A 16,041-nucleotide genomic window follows, 5' to 3' on the forward strand; every position below is an offset into this window, starting at 1 on the left:
TCCCGCGACACGGATCCCGCACCGCGGGGCCCACCGCCGAGCGGCGATGGGCCCCGCGGGAGGATCTCCGGTCAGACGTGCTCGGGCACGCGCTCCGAGGCGTGGTTGGCCTCGGCCTTCTCGGCGACGACCGTGTTCAGGCGGATCACGCCGTAGGTCCAGCCGTGGCGGTGGTAGACGACGCAGGGCTGGCCGGTCTCGTCGTCGATGAAGAGGTAGAAGGGGTGGCCCACGAGCTCCATCTCGTACAGGGCCTGGTCGACCGTCATCGGGGTCGCCTCGTGGCACTTCTGGCGCACGATCACCGGCGAGTCACCGAGCTGCGTCTCCACGGCCTGCCCGGGCTCGGTGGGCGGCGCCGGACGCTCGGGCGCCTCCTGGGCCGGCTCGGTCACGAGCGTCGCCGGGACGTCGACCGCCTCGGGCACCGCGTAGCGGTGGTGGTCCTTGCGCCGGTCGCGCGCGCGGCGCAATCTCTCGAGCAGCTTGCCCGCGGCTACGTCAAGGGCGCCGTACCGGTCCGAGGCCCGCGCCTCCGCCCGGATCACCGGGCCCTTGTCGCGCACGGTGATCTCGATCCGCTCCGCCTGGTCCGCCTGCCGTGGGTTGCGCTCGTGCGTCAGCTCGACGTCCACGCGCTGGACGCGTGGGGCGAGCTGCTCGATCTTGGTGAGCTTCTCCTCGACGTGGCTGCGGAACCGGTCGGCGATCTCGGTGTTGCGGCCCTTGACGACGATCTCCATGGTGACCTCCAGCTAGGTCCATAGATGTGGGGGCCCGGTGGGCCCCGGGACTGACGGCTGCGCGCTCATCGGCGGGCAACAGGGGTGGCGACCACCTCCTCCGGGACCCGGTCGTCCCCGGGCTGCGCTGCCAGCGGCGGCGTCTGCGGGAACGAGCGGTGCTCCATGCATCAACGTTAGTCGCTACGGGGAGAGCCATCATCCCCTTGGTCCCCGGCGCACGTCCACCGCTGGGACGAACCTGGGCCACCCGCACCATGGCCGAACGGGCCGCTCACCTGCGGTTTCACCGATTCAGCAGACCCCGAGAATTTCGGCCGGGAGGCGGCGTAGAAGCGACCGCGAGGGCCCCGGCGACGGCGCAGCCCGCCCCCTCGAGCGCCGCCCGGCAGGCCGCGAGCGTGGCGCCCGTCGTCACGACGTCGTCGACCAGCACGGCCACGGCACCCACGGGCAGGGCGGTCACGCAGGCCACGCCGCCGCGCCGGTTCGCCGCGCGCCCGCGCGCCCCGAGCCCGGCCTGGTGGGAGGTGCCCTGGCGGCGGCGCAGGGCGTCGACCACCAGCACCCGCCGGGCCGGCGCGCCGGGCCCCTCCCCCGGCCGGGCGGCCAGCCCCACGGCGAGCCCGCGGCCGACCGCGACGGCGAGGTCGGCCACCACCAGCCGGCGCAGCAGGCGGCGCCGGCGGCCGGACGGCGCGGGCACGACGAGGACGTGCCTCGCGCCGCCCAGCGCGGCGAGCAGGTCGGGGTCGCGCGCCCAGGCGCTGGCGGCGGACTCCGCCGCCGCCAGCACCGCCGGCGCCACGTCGAGGCGCCGGTGGTTCTTCCACGCCAGGACGATCGCCCGCAGCGGGCCCCGGTAAGCGCCGAGCGACCAGGTGGGCAGCGCCTCGCCGGACCAGTCACCGGCGATCATCGGTGCGCCGGCCTCGCACCGGGCCGGCGGGACGCGCAGCACCGCCTCGCACCGCCCGCACAGGACGACGTCGAACCGCCCGCAGCCGGCGCACTCGAGCGGCACCACCAGCCGGGCGGCCTCCGCGAGCGCGGCGGCGAGCCCGGTCCCCGCGCCGCCTGCCCCGCCCATGCCGGCAGCGTGCCGGAGGGCCGGGCGCCCGCGTCGCCGGCGTGGCCGGGGGTGGGGACGGCGGCCGGGTGTGGACGCGTCAGCCCGGCAGCGCCGGGTAGTAGGCGTCGGAGAGCACGGGCCGCCAGGAGGCGCCGTTGCGCTCGTGCACGCGGCCGGCGGCGGTGCCGAGGACGATGGACCGGTCCCCCCGCCCCGCGGTGAGCGTCACCGCGCCCTCCACCAGCGGCAGCCGGCTGCTCGGACCGCCGAGCGGCACCAGGTGCACGGTGGCCGCGGCGTCGCCCTCGGAGGTGCCCAGCACCGCGACGGTCTGCTCGTCGACCCACGCGAGCTGCGTGGCGTCGTCGAGCCGCTCGGCGAACCGCACCGGCTCCGCCAGGCCCCGCGGCGTCCCGTCGGTCTCGCGGACGACCACCGCGGTGTCCACGACGACGGAGCCCGCCTCCTCCCACACCACCACGGCGCGGGCGCCGTCGCGGGAGATGCGCAGCGAACGCACGGTGCCGCCGTCCAGCCAGGGCGCCTCGACCGCGACCTGCGTGCCGTCCGTGCGCACCGCGACCAGGCGGCCGTCGGAGGCCGCAGGCGTCGTCCAGACCCACCCGTGCCGGTCCACCGAGGGCGGGACCAGGTTGGCGCCGCTGTAGAGCTGGAACGGCTGGGACTCGGCGGTGGGTGCCGTGATGAGCCGGTCGGTACCGGCCAGCAGCACCGTCGCGGCGCCCTCGCCCTCGTACCCGACGGCGGGGTGCCGCGGGTCCATGCCGGCGAGCTGCTCGGAGCCCGCGCGCGGCACCAGCTCCCCGCCGACGACGTCGGCGAGGCCTCCGCCGGAGACCACCACCATGTTGGTGGCGCTGTACGGGTAGGACTGCAGCGCCGGGACGTCCTCCGGCACCTCGAAGGGCGCACCGGCGGCGATGATCTCGAGGTCCTGCACGCCGGAGACCCCGCGCAGGGTCCGCTCGAGCTGGGCGTACAGCAGCGCCCGCTCGTCCGGCTCGGCCGAGACGGCCTCGGCGGAGAGGTCCACCCGGGCGACGTTGTCGGTCACCGTCACCGCCTCGACCGTCATCCGGGTGCCCGGGGGCACCATGGTGACGACGCCGGGGGCGAGCCACGGCGAGGGGCCCTGGAGCAGCCCCCGCACGAGCGAGGTGGCGAGCGTCTGCTGGGGGTACCACCGGGCGTCCGGGACGAAGGCCTCGAGGTCGGGGGTGAGGAAGTACAGCGCGCTGCTGACGTAGACCGAGGAGAAGATGGCGGCGGGCAGCACGACGCCGTCGTCGAGCTCGATGATGCGCCACTCCCCCTCGGGGTCGCGGGCGAGGGTGAACTCGGTCTCGACGGCGGTGTCGGGTGCGGACTCGCTGTACCGGCCCTCCGCGTCGACCGAGGCGAGCGAGCCGACGCTGAGCTGGACGGCCCCCTCGGGGCTCCGGGAGAACCGCGGCGTCTCGCTGTCGGAGTAGATGCGCACCTGCTCCAGCGGCTGCCAGGTCTGCACGGCGCTGCCCGCGAGGAACTCCCGGGCGACGAGGAAGTCGTCGGAGTAGCCCGCCTGGACCGCGGTGAGGAAGCCCTCGACGATCTCCTGCGGCTCCGCGCCGGCCTCGGGACCGCGGGCGAACAGGCCGATGCCCTGGGACGCCGGCAGCTCGGGGTCCGAGGCGCGCACCGGGCCCGAGCGGGGCAGGCTCACGCAGCCCGCCAGGACAACGGCGGCGGTCAGCGCCACGAGCAGGGCGCGCAGGAGGCGGCCCCGGCGGCAACTCCGGCTGTGGCTCACGGCTCTTCCCTCCCCGGCCGTCCCGCCGGCTCCTCCCGAACGGGTGCCCCCGGCCGTGCGGCCTCGGCCGGCGGCGCGGGCCCCACCGGCGGCACGGCGTCGGCCGGCAGCACGGGCAGCGGCGGCTCCCCGATCACCGCCCCGGCCCGCCGGGGCAGGCACAGCAGGAAGGAGGCACCCACGCCGGGCCGGCCGGCGGCCTCCAGCGTCCCCCCGTGCAGCTTGGTGTCCTCCAGCGAGATGGCCAGGCCGAGCCCGGTGCCCCCGGTCGTGCGGGCGCGGGCCGGGTCGGCGCGCCAGAAGCGGTCGAAGACGCGCCGGGCCTCCTCCTCGGTCATGCCGACGCCGTGGTCGAGCACGCGCACCGCGACGGCCCGGGGGCTGCGCGCGATCGTGATGTCGATGGGGCGGCCCTCGCCGTGCTCGATGGCGTTGGCCAGCAGGTTGCGCAGCACCCGCTCGATCCGGCGGGCGTCGATGTCGGCCGTGCACGGCTCCGGGGGCGCCTCCACGCGCACCTCTGACCCCTTGCGCTCGGCCAGGATCGCGTTCATCTCCACGACGCGGGCGACGACGTCGCGCAGGTCCCGCTCCTCGACGTCGAGCACGGCGGCGCCGGCGTCGAACCGGGAGATCTCGAGCAGGTCGGCGAGCATCGACTCGAACCTGTCGAGCTGGGCGTGCAGCAGCTCCGCAGAGCGCCGCGCGATGGGATCGAAGGAGTCCTTGTTGTCGTGCAGGACCTCACCGGCCATGCGGATGGTGGTCAGCGGGGTGCGCAGCTCGTGGGACACGTCCGAGACGAACCGCTGCTGGAGCCGGGAGAGCTCCTCCATCTGCACGATCTGACGCTGGAGCGACCCGGCCATCTCGTTGAACGACTCCCCCATCAGGGCCAGCTCGTCGTGGCCGCGCACGTCCATGCGCTCGTCGAGCAGGCCGTCGGCGAGCCGCTCGGCCGTGTACGCCGCCTCGCGCACGGGGCTGAGCACCCAGCGGGTGATCAGCCAGGTCAGCGCGCCGAGCATGAGCACGAGCGCGAGCGCGCCGACGGCGAGGATGCGGATGACGAGGACGAGCGTCTGCTCCTCCGGGTCGAGCGTGTAGACCATGTACAGCTCGTACTGGCCGGCGGCGGGGAGCGTCACCGGCGAGCCGACGACGATGCCCGGGCCCTCGCCGTCGGTGCTGGGGACGGACACGGCCTGCCAGTGCTGCCCGCCCTGCTCCTGGACGGCGGCGCGGAGGTCCTCGCTGACGAGGTCGCGCACCGCGGTGCTGGTCGCCGGCTCGACGATGCTCAGGGAGGAGACTGCGGCGGGCGAGCGCATCAGCACCGTGCCGATCGCGCCGGAGGTGGTGCTCTGGACCGAGCGGATCCAGTTGTTGGCCACGAGCTGCACCTGCTGCGCGGTGGTGGCCGGCGCGGCGTCGAAGGTCTGCTGGGCGTCGCGGGTGCGCAGGGCGGCGTCGGCGAGCATCTGCTCCACGCGCTGGTCGTACAGCCGGCCCGAGATCTGCAGCGCGACCACGCCGCCGAGCAGCCCGAGCGCCACGATGCCGCCGACGACGGTCGCCGTCACCACACGGACGCTGAGCGACGTGCGCCACCGCCGCGCCAGCCGGAGCAGCTTGCGGCGCAGGCGCACCCGCACCGAAGGGCGCTTGCGCGGGCGGTAGGTGGTGGCCGGGCCGCCGGGGTGCGGGATGGAGCCGAGGGCGAGACGGTCGACGTGCTCGTCGCGCGGCAGCAGCGCCTCGTCCTCCAGCGCCTCGTCGTCCCGACCGCCGGCGGCGCCGGGTGCGGCGTCCACGGCGCCACGGGCGGTCTGCCGGCCGTCCCTCGGGGCGACGTCGGCCGGCAGGCCGGGCCCGCCGGCGCCGTCCTCCGCGACGACGTGGGCCGGCGGTGCGGACCTGTCGAGGCCCGCTGGGGACTCGCCCGGCGCTGCCTGGGCGGAGGGGCCCGGCTCCTCGGGCGCGCGTGAGACGGGGCCGGGCTCCTCCGGGCCCCGTGAGCCGCCGGGGCTGCTGGGCCCCGAGGCTGGTGCGGTCACTCCTTCGGCGCCCCCGCCCGGTACCCGACCCCGCGCACCGTCACGATGACCTCGGGGTGCTCGGGATCCTTCTCGACCTTGGCCCGCAGTCGCTGGACGTGCACGTTGACCAGCCGGGTGTCGGCCGCGTGGCGGTAGCCCCACACCTGCTCGAGGAGCACCTCGCGGCTGAAGACCTGCCACGGCTTGCGGGCCAGCGCCACGATGAGGTCGAACTCGAGCGGGGTCAGGGCGATGACCTCGTCGCCGCGCCGCACCTCGTGCCCGACGACGTCGATGGTCAGGTCCCCGATGCGCAGCTTCTCCGCCTCGGGCTCCTCCTGGCGCCGCAGCCGCGCACGCACGCGTGCGACCAGCTCCTTGGGCTTGAAGGGCTTGGCGATGTAGTCGTCCGCGCCCGCCTCGAGGCCCGCGACGACGTCGAGGGTGTCGGACTTCGCGGTGAGCATGACGATCGGGACGTCCGACTCCGCGCGGATCGTGCGGCACACCTGGATGCCGTCCTGGCCGGGCAGCATGAGGTCGAGCAGCACCAGGTCGGGGTTCTCGGCGCGGAAGACGTCCGGCGCCTCCAACCCGTCCGCACAGAAGATGGCCTCGAACCCCTCGGCCTCGAGCACGATGCCGATCATCTCGGCGAGGGCGGTGTCGTCGTCAACCACGAGGAGACGGGCATTCATGCGCTCATGCTCCCAGATTTTCGGTCACGCGCAGGCGCGGCACCCCGTGGACGGACGACGGCGGGCCGTTTCCTCCCGGGACCGGCGGGAGGCGTCGGCATCGTCGCCGGGTCGGCGTGGGGACGCCGCGCGCCGACTGGTGTCGCGCCTCACCACGGGGTCCCCGTGGCGTGGGACGATGACCGGAGAACTGCAGGAACCGCGGACGCGGGGCGCACCCGCGAAGGAGGCACCATGTCGACGAGCGATCGGGGCTCGCGGGACGCCGCACGCCGCCCGGACGAGGCGCCGGACCCGCAGGCGTCCGGCCCGGCCGACGGAGCTTCCGGCCAGGGTGCCACCGCGCCCGGCGGGCAGGCCGGTGCGGCGCCCCGGTACGGCCATTACGGACCGTACGGGCAGTCCTCCCCCGACCGGTCGGGCCAGCGTCACGGGCAGTACGGGGAGCAGGTTCAGCCGGGGCAGGCGGGGCGGCCGGCGCCGCAGTACGGCCAGCAGGCGCCCCAGGGACAGGCCCCGCAGTACGGGCAGTACGGCCAGCAGGCGCCCCAGTACGGGCAGTACGGCCAGCAGGCACCCCAGGGACAGGCCCCGCAGTACGGGCAGCAGGCCCCGCAGTACGGGCAGTACGGCCAACAGCCACCCCAGGGACAGGCCCCGCAGTACGGGCAGCAGGCCCCGCAGTACGGGCAGTACGGCCAACAGGCACCCCAGGGACAGGCCCCGCAGTACGGGCAGCAGGCCCCGCAGTACGGGCAGTACGGCCAACAGCCACCCCAGTACGGGCAGCAGGCCCCGCAGTACGGGCAGTACGGCCAGCAGCCACCCCAGTACGGCCAGTACGGGCAGAACCTTCCTCAGCGGCCACCACTGGGCTTCGGCGGCGCCGCCCAGCCCGGCATCGTGCCCCTGCGACCGCTCAACGTCGGGGAGATCCTCGACGGCGCGTTCCGGTCCATCCGGGCCAACCCCAAGGTGATGTTCGGGCTCTCGCTGCTGGTGATGGGCGTGCTCGGCGTCATCGACGCGCTCGTCCTCGCGCTGCTCATGGACCAGGCCCTGCCGCTGCTGGACCCGATGTCGTCCTCGGCGGCCATCGAGTCGATGGGGCTGGGAGCCAGCCTCGGCTCGCTGACCACGTCCGTGGCGATCTCGTTCGCCTCCGTCATCCTCACGGGGCTGCTGATCATCTCGGTGAGCGAGTCCGTGCTCGGGCGCGTGATCAGCCTGCAGGACCTGTGGTCCCGGGCCAAGGGTCAGATCTGGCGCCTGGTCGGGCTGACGCTGCTGCTCGGCCTGGTCATCATCGCGTTCGTGGTGGCGGTCGTCGTGGTCGCCGTGCTGGCCGTCGCCGCCGGCACGGCCGCCGGTGACGGCGGCGCCGCGGTTGGCGCGGTCCTCACGGTGCTCCTGCTGCTCGGGGCCCTGGTCCTCGGCGTCTACCTCACGATCCGGCTGGGGCTCGCGGCCCCCGCCCTCATGCTGGAGCGCGCCGGCGTGGGCGCCTCGATCCGGCGCTCGTGGGCGCTGACCCGGCGGAACTTCTGGCGGATCTTCGGCTCCCTGTTCCTGGCCTCGCTCATCGTGTTGGCGCTGGCCTCCGTGCTGACCGTCCCGATCGCCCTCGCCCTGGCGCTCGCCGGCCCGGCGGTCGCCGGCTCCGCGACCGTGCTGATCGTCACCAGCGTGCTGTCCGTGCTGATCAACGCGGCCACCACGCCGTTCCTGTCCGCGGTGCTCGCCCTCGTGTACATCGACGTCCGCATGCGTCAGGAGGGGCTGGACATCGAGCTGGCGCGGGCGGCGGAGGCCGCCTGAGGTGCGGCTCGCCGTCTTGATGCCGCGCCTCGGCGTACCCGTCGACCCCGACGCCGGGACCGCCCGGCGGTGGGCCGAGGAAGAGCTGTCCAAGGCCGCCTACGACGACTCCCCCTCCCTCTGGGAACGCATCCTCGGCTGGCTGGGCGACCTGTTCGAGGCGCTCAGCCGGATCGGCGGCCAGGCGCCGTCCGCGGTCGTCCCGATGATCCTTGTGGTCGCGGTCCTCGCGGTGGTGGGGGCCGCGCTGCTCCTCGGCGGTCGTGCGCGGCGCCGCCGCACCGTCGACGCCCGGCGCGTCGGGTCGCTGTTCGAGGACGCCCGCGGCAGCGCGGACCTGACCGACGCCGCCGACGCGGCCGCCCGCCGCGGCGACTGGGCCACCGCCGTCCTCGAGCGCTTCCGCGCGATCATCCGCCACCTGGACGAGCGCGCCGTTCTCGACGACAGGCCAGGCCTGACCGCGCACGAGGCGGCCGGCCTGGCGGCCACGGCCCTGCCCGCGCTCGCCGCAGACCTCGACGGCGCCGGCCGGCTCTTCGACGACGTCCGTTACGGGCACCGGGTCCCGGCCGCCGACGACGACGCCGCACTGCGCCTGCTGGCCCAGCGGGTCGGCCAGAGCCTCCGGGCGGCCGCATGAGCGCCGGCCCCGGCGGCCCAGCGACCGGCACCTTCGCGAGCCCGGCGCCCGCCGCCTCCACGCCGCCCTCCCCCGGCCCGGCCGCGGGCACGCCGACCGCCTCCGGCGCGCCGACGGCGCCCGCGGCACCGGGTGGTCCCGACGCCCCCCCGGAGGGTGCGGCCGGCCGGGCGCGGGTGTGGTGGCGCCGGCGGCGCGCCGGGGTGGTCATCGTCGCCGCGTTCCTCGCCCTCGCGCTGCTGGCCACCGCCCTGACGGACCGCACCTCGGCGCGCCCGCTCGCCCCGGACAACCCCGCTCCCGACGGCGCCCGCGCCGTCGCCCAGATCCTCACCGGCCAGGGCGTGACGGTGCGCGAGGCCACCACGCTGGCCCAGGCGGGCCGGCTCGCCGGGCCGGGGAGCACGGTCCTGGTCACCGACGTGTCCCTGCTGACGACCGAGCAGCGCGAGTCGCTGCTCGGCACGGGCGCCGACCTCGTCGCCGTCGGGGCGACGTTCGACGACCTCGACGGCCTCGGCGGTCGGGTCGACCCGGGCGGGGCCGGCAGCGCCGACCCCGTCGCGGCGCGCTGCCCGGACCCGGACGCCACGGCCGCGGGGCGACTGTCGTTCTCCCGCGGCTCCGTCACCGCCGAGCCGGGCTCGGACGCCGTCGTCTGCTTCCCGGTCGACGGCGAGGGTGCCGGCGCCTACGCGGTGTGGCGCAGCGGTGACCAGACCGTGCGGTACCTCGCCGACGCCCGGGTGATGACGAACGAGCACCTCGCCGACGCCGGCAACGCCGCCCTGGCCCTGCGGATGCTCGGGCACCACCCCGAGCTCGTCTGGTACCTGCCCTCCCCGCTCGACACCAGCAGCGCCAACGAGGCCGTCCCCGTCGTGCCCCCGCGCGTGCCGCTCGTCATCGCGGTGCTGGCCGCCGCCGTCGCGGTCCTGGCGCTGGCCCGCGGCCGCGCGCTCGGACGTGTGGTCACCGAGGTGATGCCCGTGGTCGTCCGGGCAGCCGAGACCACGCGGGGCCGCGGCCGGCTGTACCGGCGGTCACGGGCCTACGACCACGCGGCCGCCGCGCTGCGCGCCGGCACCGCGTCCCGCGTGGCCCGGGAGCTCGGGCTGCCGCGCTCTGCGGACGCCGAGACCCTGCTGGCCGCCGTCGTGCACGCCACGGGCCGCCGGCCCGAGGACGTCCACGCCCTGCTCTACGGACCCGCCCCCGCCGACGACGCGGGCCTGCTGCACCTGTCCACCGCGCTCGACACCCTGGAAAGCGAGGTCCACCCGTGACCCACCCCTACGGCCCGCCCTCCGCGCAGCCCGCCCAGGGCGCTGCGGCGTCCCCGGCCGCGCCGGCGTCACCGGGCGCGCTGGCGTCCCCGGCCGCGCAGCCCGCGGGTCTGCCGGCCCGGGCGCAGGCGCACCAGCCGGTCCCCGGGCAGCCGCACCAGCCGGGCGTGCCGGCGCAGGCGCACCAGGTCGTGGGCGACGCCCACCAGCCCGGCACGCCGGTGGCGGCCCCGGCGGCGCAGCACTCCCCGGCCCGCGAGCGGCTCGGGCTGCTGCGCGAGGAGGTCGGCAAGGCCGTCGTCGGGCAGGACGCCGCCGTCACCGGGCTGGTGATCGGGCTGCTGTGCGGGGGCCACGTGCTGCTCGAGGGCGTGCCCGGGGTGGCCAAGACCCTGCTCGTGCGCACCCTCGCGGCGAGCCTGTCCCTGGGCACCAAGCGGGTGCAGTTCACCCCCGACCTGATGCCCGGCGACGTCACCGGCTCGCTCGTGTACGACGCCCGCACCGCGGAGTTCTCCTTCCGCGCGGGGCCGGTGTTCACGAACCTTCTGCTCGCCGACGAGATCAACCGCACGCCGCCGAAGACCCAGGCCTCGTTGCTCGAGGCCATGGAGGAGCGGCAGGTCTCCGTCGACGGCGTGCCGCGCCGGCTGCCCGAGCCGTTCATGGTCGTCGCCACGCAGAATCCCGTGGAGTACGAGGGCACCTACCCGCTGCCCGAGGCCCAGCTCGACCGGTTCCTGCTCAAGCTCATCCTCCCGCTGCCCGAGCGCGCCGAGGAGATCGAGGTGCTGCGCCGCCACGCCCACCACTTCGACCCACGCGACCTCGCCGCCGCGGGCGTGCGCCCAGTGGCCGGCGCCGACGACCTCGCGGCGGCCCGCGCGGAGGTGGCCCGCGTGCAGGTCGGCCCCGAGGTGCTCGGCTACGTGGTGGACCTCGTGCGCTCCACCCGCACCTCGCCGTCGCTGTCCCTGGGCGTCTCCCCGCGCGGGGCGACGGCGCTGCTCGCCACGGCCCGCGCGTGGGCGTGGCTGTGCGGGCGCGGCTACGTCACCCCGGACGACGTCAAGGCGCTCGCCCACCCCACGCTGCGCCACCGGGTCCAGCTGCGCGCCGAGGCCGAGCTCGAGGGCGTCACCGCCGAGACCGTGCTGGCCGGGGTGCTCGCCGCGGTGCCGGTGCCGCGCTGATGCTGCCCACCACCCGCGCGGCGGTGCTCACCGCCGCCGGCGCCCTGCCCGTCCTGGTGTGGCCGCGCTGGTCGACCGTGTGGGTGTGGGTGGTGCTGGTGGCGATCCTCTGCGTCGTCGACGCGGCCCTCGCCGCGTCGCCCGGGCGCGTGGCCGTGCGGCGCGAGGTGCCGGGGTCGGTGCGCCTGGGCGAGCCGGCGACGTCGACGCTCACCGTGACCAACCGGGGCGCCCGGGTGCTGCGCGCCCTGATGCGCGACGCCTGGCCGCCGTCGGCGGGCGCCACGGACGACCGGCACCGGGTGGTGGTCCCGCCCGGGGAGCGGCGCCGCCTGCGGACCACGCTGGTGCCCACCCGGCGCGGGGACCGGCCCGCGGACCTTGTCACGGTCCGCTCGGTGGGGCCGCTGGGCCTCGGCGCCCGCCAGGCGTCCCACGCGGCGCCCGCGGCGCTGCGGGTGCTGCCCGCCTTCGCCTCGCGCCGGCACCTGCCCTCCCGCCTCGCCCGGCTGCGGGAGATGGACGGGCGCGCCGCGGTGCTCGTGCGCGGGCAGGGCACGGAGTTCGACTCGCTGCGCGAGTACGTGGTGGGCGACGACGTGCGGGCCATCGACTGGCGCGCAACCGCCCGCCGCGGCGACGTCGTGGTGCGCACGTGGCGCCCCGAGCGGGACCGGCGCGTGCTGATCGTCCTCGACGTCGCCCGGCTCTCCGCCGCCCGGCTCGGCGACGCCCCGCGGCTGGACGCCCAGATCGAGGCGGCGCTGCTGCTGGCCGCGCTGGCCTCACGGGCCGGGGACCGGGTGGACCTGGTGGCGGTCGACAACGAGGTCCGCGCCCGGGTGGCCGGCGTGCACGGACCCCGCCTGATGGGCGCGCTGGCCGACGCGCTGGCGCCGCTCGAGCCGTCGCTCGTCGAGCTGCGCTGGGCCACCGTGACGCAGGTGGTCCGGGACGCGCTGTCCCAGCGGGCGCTGGTGGTGCTGCTCTCCGCCCTCGAGCCCGCGGCGGTGGCCGCCGGGCTGCTGCCGGTGGCGCCGTCGCTGACCAGGGACCACACCGTGGTCCTCGCCTCCGCCGCCGACCCCGAGGTGGAGGCCATGCGCCGGGACCGGTCGGACTCCGAGGCCGTGTTCGACGCCGCGGCCGCCGAGCGCACCGGGCTCGAGCGCGAGGCGGTGGCCGTGCGGCTGCGGCGCCGCGGCGTGGAGGTGGTCGAGGCCGGCCCGGACGACCTCGCACCCGCGCTGGCGGACACGTACCTCGCCCTGAAGGCCGCCGGGCGGCTGTAGGGCGCGGGGCGCTGTAGGCCGCGGGGCGCTGTAGGCCGCGGGGCCGCGCCCGCTCGGTGCGGTGCTTCCCGTTGCCCTGTAGTCCGCCCGCCTCCGCTGCCGCGCGCGCGTAGACGGCGGAGCGCGACAAACGTCCGTCGCGCTGCCCCGGGCGTGGAGTGCCTACCGTCCGCAGTGCCTTGCGCCGCATCGACGGCGCCTCGACACTGCGAGGGCGCCTCTTGCAGCTGTGGGCCCTCGCCGTGTCGAGGCGCCGTGGGTGAATGCGCCGCGTGGGCCTCGTTCCCGAACTGCAGCGCCGGGTGCCTGGCCACTTCGAGCGCGGCTGGGTGACAATGCCGTCATGACGGGCAGGGCCGCCGCGTCACCCTGGCGGAGGAGCCGCTGGACGACGCTCGGCGCCGCCCTGGCCCTCGTCGCGGCCGGCTGCAGCATCGGTTCCGAGGGCCCGTCGGACGCGGGCGAGACCCCCGGCGTCGTGCCCACGGAGACCGGCACGACCCCTCCGGCGGACCGCTCCCCGCTCGCGCCCAAGCCGGTCCCGGGCCCGGGTCGGACGCCCAGCGCGCCCGGGGCTCCGGCCCCGCCGGCCGACGGCGGCCCGCCGCCGGAGGGCACCGCCGAGGGACCGACCAGCCCGCCCGCACGCGCCCCCTCGGGTCCCGCCGCCGCTCCGCCGTCCGCCACCGCCGGGCCGCCGCCGACCACGGCGGCGCCGCAGCCGGGCTCCGCGATCCCCGCCCCGTGGCGAGGCAAAGACGTCGAGCTGCTGCCCACCTCCCGCAGGCTCGTGGCGCTGACCTTCGACGGTGGCGCGTCCGACGCCGGCGTCGGCGCCATCCTGGGCACGCTGGACCGGTACGACGTGCCGGCGACCTTCTTCGTGACCGGGCGGTTCGCCCGCGCCTACCCCGACGGCGTCCGGGCCATGGCGGCCGCCGGCCATCCGATCGGGAACCACTCCGACACCCACCCGTCCTTCCCGAGCCGGACGAACGCCCAGATCGCGGAGGAGCTGCGGAACGCCGACGCCTCGATCGCGGCCCTCACCGGCCGCACCACCAAGCCGCTGTTCCGCTTTCCGTTCGGCGCCCGCACCGACGCAGACATCCGGGTGGTCAACGACGCCGGGTACATCCCGTTCCGGTGGTCGGTGGACTCGCTGGGCTGGCAGGGCACCAGCAAGGGCCTCACGGCCGAGCACGTGCGCCGCCGGGTCGTGGACGCCGCCAGGCCCGGCCAGATCGTCCTCATGCACGTGGGCGCGAACCCGCAGGACGGCACCACCTTCGACGCCGATGCGCTGCCCGGCATCATCGAGGACCTGCGCGCCAAGGGTTACGCCTTCGTGAACCTGCGCGAGTTCGTCGGCTGACGCCAGGTCGGTGCGCGTTCACGGCTGAGATCACCGCGCATGCGCCGGCAGCTGGCGCCGGGATCACGGTGGCGAAGGCGGCGCTCAGCCCGCCTGGGCGAGGGTGTGGCCGGCGAGGTCCTCCTCGAGGTCGCCGGTCTCCCCCGCCGCGACGGCGCGCCGGCCCAGCACCAGGGTGCAGGCCCAGTACCCCGCGAGCACCAGCGCCCCGACGGCGATCTTTGCCCAGGTGGGCAGGGACGACGGCGTCACGAAGCCCTCGACAAGCCCGGAGACGGCGAGCACGAGCACCAGCCCGAGCGCCACGGTGATCAGCGAGCGTCCCTCCTGGGCCAGCGCCCGCGAGCGCGTGCGCCGCCCGGGCACGAGCGCCGTCCAGAACAGTTTCAGCCCGGTGCCGCCGGCGATGAAGATGGCGGTGAGCTCCATGAGCCCGTGCGGGAGTATGAGCCCGAAGAACACCCCCAGGTCGCCGTACACCGCCATGATCGCCCCGGCCTGGCCCACGCCCACCGCGTTGAGGATGAGCACGTACGCCGGGAAGACCCCCGTGATGCCCAGCCCGATGCACTGCGCCGCGATCCACGCGTTGTTCGTCCACACCTGCGCGGCGAAGTCCGGCGCGGGGAAGTTCGAGTAGTAGGCGGCGAAGGCGTCCTCGGCGTACTGCTCCAGCTCGGTCTCCGGGCCCACCTGGGCCAGCGCGGCGGGCGTGCGGGCGAGATAGGAGCCGGCGACGACGGCGAGCGCCACCCACAGCACCATCACCACGACCGTCCACCACCGCACCCGGTAGAACGCGGCCGGCAGGGTGACCACGAAGAAGCGGACGACGTCGGAGACGCGCAGCTCGTGCGCGCCCGCCACCCGCCCACGGGCCAGCCCCAGCAGCGCGGACAGCCGCGCGACCAGGTGCGGGTCGGGCGCGGCGGTGCGCACCGCGGACAGGTGACCGGCGGTGGCCTGGTACAGGCGGACGAGCTCGTCCGCCTCTGGGCCGGTCAGGCGGCGCTGCTTGCTCAGCCGCTCGAGCCGGTCCCACTCCGCGCCGTGCACGGCGGCGAAGGCGTCGGTGTCCACAGCGGTTACCCTGCCACACGTGAGGACGCCCACCGGCCCCGAGAGCGCGCTGGCCCGCGCCGGGCTGCAGGACGACCTCATCATCACCGGCGAGGCCGTGGCGCTGGAGATGCGCCCGGCCTCCGTAGGGGTCCGCATCCTCGGCGCGCTCGTCGACGCCGTCGCCTACGTCCTCGGCGCGGTGGCGCTGCTCGTGGTGGGCTCCCGGTTCGTGGGCTCCCTCAACGAGGCCCAGCTCGGCGTGGCGCAGGTCGGGCTGTTCGCCGCGGTCATGGTCATCGCGCCCACGGTGGTGGAGACCCTCACCCGCGGGCGCTCGCTCGGCAAGCTCGCCGCCGGCATCCGGGTGGTGCGCGACGACGGCGGCCCCGTCCGCCTGCGCCACGCCCTCGTCCGGGCGCTGGTGGGCGTGGGCGAGCTGTGGATCACCGGTGGCTCCGTGGCGATCGTCGCCGCCGCGGTCAACCGGCGCGGCAAGCGGCTCGGCGACCTGCTGGCCGGCACCTACGCCGTGCGGGTGCGCGGCGGGGTGAAGCGCCCCCAGCCGCTGGTCATGCCGCCCGAGCTGGCCGGGTGGGCGGCGGGGGCCGACATCCGGGCCCTGCCCGACGGCGTGGGCCTAGCCGCCCGCGGCTTTCTCGAGCGCGCCGCGTCGATGGCCCCGCCGGCCCGGGCGGAGCTGGGCGCCCGCCTCGCCGCCCAGGTCGAGCCGTACGTGGCGCCGCCGCCCCCGTGGGGCACGCCGCCGGAGCACTTCCTCGCCGCCGTGCTCGTCGCCCGACGGGACCGGGAGTACGAGGTGGCGCTGCGGGCGCACCAGCGCGAGGCGGAGGAGGCCGCCCGGATCGGCCGCCTCCCCCACGGCGTCGCCGGCTGAGGCGCCGCCTCCCCCACGGCGTCGCCGGCTGAGGCGCCGCCTCCCCCACGGCGTCGCCGGCTGAGGCGCCGCCTCCCCCACGGCGTCGCCGGCTGAGGCGCCGCCGTCGGCGTCG

General features: G+C 76.4%; 13 protein-coding genes. 7 read left to right on the top strand and 6 right to left on the bottom strand.

The window, feature by feature from the left end; all coding sequences use genetic code 11:
- Nucleotides 1-71 precede the first annotated feature (71 nt).
- The 5 genes from hpf to mtrA form a co-directional block, all read right to left on the bottom strand.
- Nucleotides 72-743, bottom strand: coding sequence for a ribosome hibernation-promoting factor, HPF/YfiA family (gene hpf / locus ACF0H8_RS16515; RefSeq protein ID WP_395289973.1), 672 nt, complete (start codon nt 741-743; stop codon nt 72-74).
- A gap of 286 nt (nt 744-1,029) precedes the next feature.
- On the bottom strand, nt 1,030-1,833 hold the full coding sequence (locus ACF0H8_RS16520; RefSeq protein ID WP_395289974.1) for a ComF family protein: 804 nt from the start codon (nt 1,831-1,833) through the stop codon (nt 1,030-1,032).
- Between the two features lie 79 nt (nt 1,834-1,912).
- Nucleotides 1,913-3,625, bottom strand: a complete 1,713-nt coding sequence (locus ACF0H8_RS16525) for an LpqB family beta-propeller domain-containing protein (RefSeq protein WP_395289975.1) — start codon at nt 3,623-3,625, stop codon at nt 1,913-1,915.
- On the bottom strand, nt 3,622-5,682 hold the full coding sequence (gene mtrB, locus ACF0H8_RS16530; RefSeq protein ID WP_395289976.1) for an MtrAB system histidine kinase MtrB: 2,061 nt from the start codon (nt 5,680-5,682) through the stop codon (nt 3,622-3,624). Before mtrB ends, ACF0H8_RS16525 begins: the two co-directional genes overlap by 4 nt.
- The gene (gene mtrA, locus ACF0H8_RS16535; RefSeq protein ID WP_395289977.1) at nt 5,679-6,362 is read right to left on the bottom strand and encodes an MtrAB system response regulator MtrA; all 684 of its coding nucleotides are present in this window, start codon (nt 6,360-6,362) and stop codon (nt 5,679-5,681) included. The genes mtrB and mtrA overlap by 4 nt, the downstream gene beginning before the upstream one ends.
- A 234-nt stretch (nt 6,363-6,596) precedes the next feature.
- On the opposite strand from mtrA, the gene ACF0H8_RS16540 reads away from it, so the two are divergent.
- From ACF0H8_RS16540 to ACF0H8_RS16565, 6 genes are all read left to right on the top strand, one after another.
- Entirely contained in the window at nt 6,597-8,180 is a 1,584-nt protein-coding gene (locus tag ACF0H8_RS16540) for a glycerophosphoryl diester phosphodiesterase membrane domain-containing protein (protein WP_395289978.1), read from the top strand.
- Between the two features lies 1 nt (nt 8,181).
- A complete protein-coding gene (locus ACF0H8_RS16545) occupies nt 8,182-8,823 on the top strand; it encodes a DUF4129 domain-containing protein (protein WP_395289979.1) in 642 nt (213 codons plus the stop codon).
- Nucleotides 8,820-10,109, top strand: coding sequence for a DUF4350 domain-containing protein (locus tag ACF0H8_RS16550; RefSeq protein ID WP_395289980.1), 1,290 nt, complete (start codon nt 8,820-8,822; stop codon nt 10,107-10,109). Before ACF0H8_RS16545 ends, ACF0H8_RS16550 begins: the two co-directional genes overlap by 4 nt.
- A gap of 221 nt (nt 10,110-10,330) precedes the next feature.
- The gene (locus ACF0H8_RS16555; RefSeq protein ID WP_395290911.1) at nt 10,331-11,302 is read left to right on the top strand and encodes an AAA family ATPase; all 972 of its coding nucleotides are present in this window, start codon (nt 10,331-10,333) and stop codon (nt 11,300-11,302) included.
- Nucleotides 11,302-12,594, top strand: coding sequence for a DUF58 domain-containing protein (locus ACF0H8_RS16560; RefSeq protein ID WP_395289981.1), 1,293 nt, complete (start codon nt 11,302-11,304; stop codon nt 12,592-12,594). Before ACF0H8_RS16555 ends, ACF0H8_RS16560 begins: the two co-directional genes overlap by 1 nt.
- A gap of 343 nt (nt 12,595-12,937) precedes the next feature.
- Nucleotides 12,938-13,969 (top strand): polysaccharide deacetylase family protein, encoded by a 1,032-nt coding sequence (locus ACF0H8_RS16565; protein ID WP_395289982.1) that lies wholly within the window; start codon nt 12,938-12,940, stop codon nt 13,967-13,969.
- A gap of 84 nt (nt 13,970-14,053) precedes the next feature.
- Here ACF0H8_RS16565 and ACF0H8_RS16570 read toward each other — a convergent pair whose 3' ends face one another.
- Nucleotides 14,054-15,049 carry a stage II sporulation protein M gene (locus tag ACF0H8_RS16570; RefSeq protein ID WP_395289983.1) on the bottom strand — a complete coding sequence of 332 codons (996 nt, stop codon included), beginning with the start codon at nt 15,047-15,049 and terminating at the stop codon, nt 14,054-14,056.
- 19 nt (nt 15,050-15,068) lie between these two features.
- Between ACF0H8_RS16570 and ACF0H8_RS16575 the strand changes: the two genes are divergently transcribed.
- Nucleotides 15,069-15,926 (top strand): RDD family protein, encoded by an 858-nt coding sequence (locus tag ACF0H8_RS16575; protein WP_395289984.1) that lies wholly within the window; start codon nt 15,069-15,071, stop codon nt 15,924-15,926.
- Nucleotides 15,927-16,041 lie beyond the last annotated feature (115 nt).

The organism is Georgenia sp. AZ-5 (assembly GCF_043952095.1).
Taxonomy (GTDB): Bacteria; Actinomycetota; Actinomycetes; order Actinomycetales; family Actinomycetaceae; genus Georgenia.

What these genes read in the sequence shown, in the direction of transcription:
- ACF0H8_RS16560 (WP_395289981.1), top strand. Translation starts at nt 11,302, where the DNA reads ATGCTGCCCACCACCCGCGCGGCGGTGCTCACCGCCGCCGGCGCCCTG.
- hpf (WP_395289973.1), bottom strand. Translation starts at nt 743, where the DNA reads ATGGAGATCGTCGTCAAGGGCCGCAACACCGAGATCGCCGACCGGTTC.
- ACF0H8_RS16540 (WP_395289978.1), top strand. Translation starts at nt 6,597, where the DNA reads ATGTCGACGAGCGATCGGGGCTCGCGGGACGCCGCACGCCGCCCGGAC.
- ACF0H8_RS16550 (WP_395289980.1), top strand. Translation starts at nt 8,820, where the DNA reads ATGAGCGCCGGCCCCGGCGGCCCAGCGACCGGCACCTTCGCGAGCCCG.
- ACF0H8_RS16520 (WP_395289974.1), bottom strand. Translation starts at nt 1,833, where the DNA reads ATGGGCGGGGCAGGCGGCGCGGGGACCGGGCTCGCCGCCGCGCTCGCG.
- ACF0H8_RS16565 (WP_395289982.1), top strand. Translation starts at nt 12,938, where the DNA reads ATGACGGGCAGGGCCGCCGCGTCACCCTGGCGGAGGAGCCGCTGGACG.
- mtrA (WP_395289977.1), bottom strand. Translation starts at nt 6,362, where the DNA reads ATGAATGCCCGTCTCCTCGTGGTTGACGACGACACCGCCCTCGCCGAG.